The sequence below is a fragment of the Bradyrhizobium sp. genome, assembly GCF_030693485.1.
Taxonomy (GTDB): Bacteria; Pseudomonadota; Alphaproteobacteria; order Rhizobiales; family Xanthobacteraceae; genus Bradyrhizobium.
This window is the reverse complement of the sequence record NZ_JAUYAN010000270.1, coordinates 1-3,339: the sequence shown is the minus strand read 5'-3', so window position 1 is coordinate 3,339 and position 3,339 is coordinate 1. Positions and strand designations below refer to the sequence as shown.

General features: G+C 65.7%; 3 protein-coding genes. All 3 read right to left on the bottom strand.

Features of this window, described 5'->3' with window-relative positions; all coding sequences use genetic code 11:
- Window positions 1-254: 254 nt before the first annotated feature.
- Window positions 255-842, bottom strand: a complete 588-nt coding sequence (locus Q8N40_RS19800; RefSeq protein ID WP_305320868.1) for a GNAT family N-acetyltransferase — start codon at window positions 840-842, stop codon at window positions 255-257.
- A gap of 25 nt (window positions 843-867) precedes the next feature.
- A complete protein-coding gene (locus tag Q8N40_RS19795) occupies window positions 868-2,157 on the bottom strand; it encodes a pitrilysin family protein (protein ID WP_305320869.1) in 1,290 nt (429 codons plus the stop codon).
- Window positions 2,154-3,339 (bottom strand): threonine synthase (gene thrC / locus Q8N40_RS19790; RefSeq protein WP_305712988.1); only part of this gene is annotated, 1,186 nt, incomplete at its 5' end. The genes thrC and Q8N40_RS19795, both read right to left, overlap by 4 nt.

Sequence of the window (3,339 nt, the reverse complement as noted above, 5' to 3'; positions counted from 1 at the left end):
CCGGCGGGGGAGCCTCTTCGGACTTGCCGCCGAACAGGCCCTTGAAGCGATCGGTGATGGACTGCGCCGACGCCGGCGCGACCAGCATGCCGCAGCCCATCGCCAATGAAATCGCGGCGAAAAGCGCGATCCTGATCACAGGTTTATCCATGCGACGTCCCTGGTAACTTGCGTGTTCTGAATATCGTCCCCAGCCGCCTTATAGCAGGGCAATGGCGGCGAACCAAAGGCGCCGGAAACGCAGACAAATAAGGTCAGCCGCGAAAATCCTCGTGCAGCAGTCCGAACAGCAGGTGATCCTGCCAGACGCCGTTGATACAGAGATAGCGCCGCGCCAGGCCCTCGCGGGCGAAGCCGCATTTCTCCAGCACGCGGATCGAAGGCGTGTTGGAGGGGATGCAGGCAGCCTCGATGCGGTGAAGATTGAGCTCGCCGAACAGCGACGGCAGCAGCACCCGCAGCGCCGCCGTCATGTAGCCGCGATGCGCAAAGGGCTGCCCGACCCAGTATCCGATGGTGCCGGCCTGCACGATGCCGCGACGGACATTCGCCAGCGTCACGCCGCCGATCATGGCGCCGTCGGAATCCCGGAACACGATGAAGGGATAGGAGCGGTCGGCCGCGATGTCTTCGGCATAGCGGCGCAACCTGCGCCGGAAGCCCGAGCGGGTCAGGTCGTCAGACGGCCAGATCGGCTCCCATGGCGTCAGGTAGGCCCGGCTCGATTCGCGCAGCTGTGCCCAGGCCGGGAAATCGGACATTTGCGGCGCGCGCAGCAACAGGCCGTGGCCACGCGGGGCGAGCGCCGCCGGTCCGCTGGATGGCAACCGAAACAGGGCCATGCCCGAAACTCTCCCCTGCCCAAACCTAGTGCAGCAGTGTCTTCGCCTTCGACCGGGTCAAACCTTCCGCGAAACTCACCGCCGTGTCCAGACCCCGGCCGCTGCCGAGCGCCACCACCGCCGGGCGGCTGCGCGACAACAGAGCGCGGGCGGCGTTGCGGGTCGATTCCACGCTGACCGCGTCGATCCGGGTTACCAGCTCTTCCACCGTCAGCGGCCGTCCATAGGCCAGCACATGGCGCGCCAGCTGTTCGGCACGCGCCGAGCAGCTTTCCAGCGCCATCAGCAGTCCCGCCTTCATCTGCGCTCTCGCGCGCGCCACCTCGGCTTCGGTCAGCGTCTCGACCGCGTCGTTGATGACGTCGACGATCACTTCCATCATTTCAGGCGCGTCGGCGGGATCGGTCCCGGTGTAGAGCCCGAAAAATCCGGTGTCGCTGTAGGGCGCGTGGAAGGTGTAGATCGAGTAGCACAGCCCGCGCTTCTCGCGCACTTCCTGGAACAGCCGGGACGACATGCCGCCGCCGAGCGTGTTGGTGAACACCTGCAGCGAGAACAGCGACAGGTCGGATTGCGGCACCCCCTCCAGCGCCAGTGTCAGATGCGCCTGCTCGAGGTCGCGATGCACCACGCGCGAGCCGCCCTTGCCGAACATCGCCGGTTGCGGCTTCGGCGCCGCCGGACCGTCGAAGCTGGCGAAGCGGTGCGACACCTCTTCCACGATCCGCTTGTGATCGACCGCGCCGGCAGCGGCCACCACCATGTCGGGACCGCGATAATGGGTCGACAGATAGCCTTGCAGCGTATCGCGACTGAACCCCTTGAGAGTCTTGGCCGTCCCCAGCAGCGAGCGTCCCATCGGCTGATCCGGGAAACAGAGTTCGTTGAGGTGTTCGAACACCACGTCGTCCGGGGTATCCTGGGCCGCGCCGATCTCCTGCACGATTACGCCTTTTTCGCGCTCCAGTTCGTCCGGCACGAAGGATGGATTGGCCAGGATGTCGCTGAGCACGTCGAGCGCCAGCGGCACGTCGGCCTTCATCACCCGAGCATAATAGGCCGTGGTCTCGGTCGAGGTGCCGGCGTTGAGGTCGCCGCCGACCGCCTCGATCTCCTCGACGATCTCCCGCGACGAGCGCCGCGTGGTGCCCTTGAAGGCCATATGTTCGAGCAGATGCGAGATGCCGTGCTCGTTGGGCTTTTCGTCGCGGCCGCCGACGCCGGCCCATACCCCGAGCGCCGCCGTCTCCAGATGCGGCATGGAATCGGTGATGACGGTGAGGCCGGAGGGAAGCTTGGTGACATCGACGCTCATCCGGCAACTCCTTGCTTCGCGGCACGGCTGACCGAGCGCACGAACCGTTCTACTTCAACCTGGTCGTTCTTCATGACCGTGATGTGTTCGGGCTTCGTCATCAAACCCACAAGCCAGGCCGGCAGTTCCGGCCGCACGCCGCACGCCGCTTCCACCGCGTCGGGGAATTTCGCGGCATGCGCGGTCGACAGCACGATGTTGGGAATTGTCGAATCCGGGGTGTCGCGGTCCGCCACCGCCAGCGCCACGGCGGTGTGCGGATCGACCAGATCGCCGGCCTCGCGCCAGGCGGCGCGAATGGCGGCGGCGGTTTCGGTCTCGTCGGCGCGGCCGGCGTCGAATTCGGCGCGGATCGCCGCCAGCGTCGCGTCGGGCAGCACGAACCGTCCGGACTGTTTCAGCGACGCCATCAGCCGCCGCACGCTGGCGGCATCGCGGCCGCTGGCCTCGAACAGCAGCCGCTCGAAATTCGAGGAGACCTGGATATCCATCGACGGCGAGGCCGAGGCATGAACCTCGCGCACTTCGTAGATGCCGGTCTTCAGCGTGCGCGGCAGGATGTCGTTGATATTGGCCGCGATCCGCAGCCAGCGCACCGGCAGGCCCATTTTCTTGGCGACGTAGCCCGCAAAAATGTCGCCGAAATTCCCGGTCGGCACGGTGAAATCAACGGTGCGCGCGGGCGATCCGAGCGCCACCGCTGAGGTGAAATAATACACCACCTGCGCCACGATCCGCGCCCAGTTGATGGAGTTGACGCCTGACAATGCGACCTCGTCGCGAAAGCCGTGATGGTTGAACAGCCCCTTCACGATCGCCTGGCAATCGTCGAAATGGCCCTCGATGGCGAGCGCGTGAACGTTCGCCGCGCCCGATGTCGTCATCATCCGCCGCTGCACGTCGGAGATCCGGCCATTCGGAAACAGCACGATCAGATCGACATGGTCGAGACCGGCGAAGGCGTCGACCGCGGCACCGCCGGTATCGCCTGACGTCGCCACCACGATGGTGGTGCGCTGTGCGCGCTTGGCCAGCACGTGGTCCATCAGCCGCGAGATCAACTGCATCGCGACGTCCTTGAACGCCAGCGTCGGGCCGTGAAACAGCTCCAGCATGAATTGATTGGGACCGGTCTGGTCGAGCGGAACCACGGCGGGATGGCGGAACGTGGCGTAGGCCTCA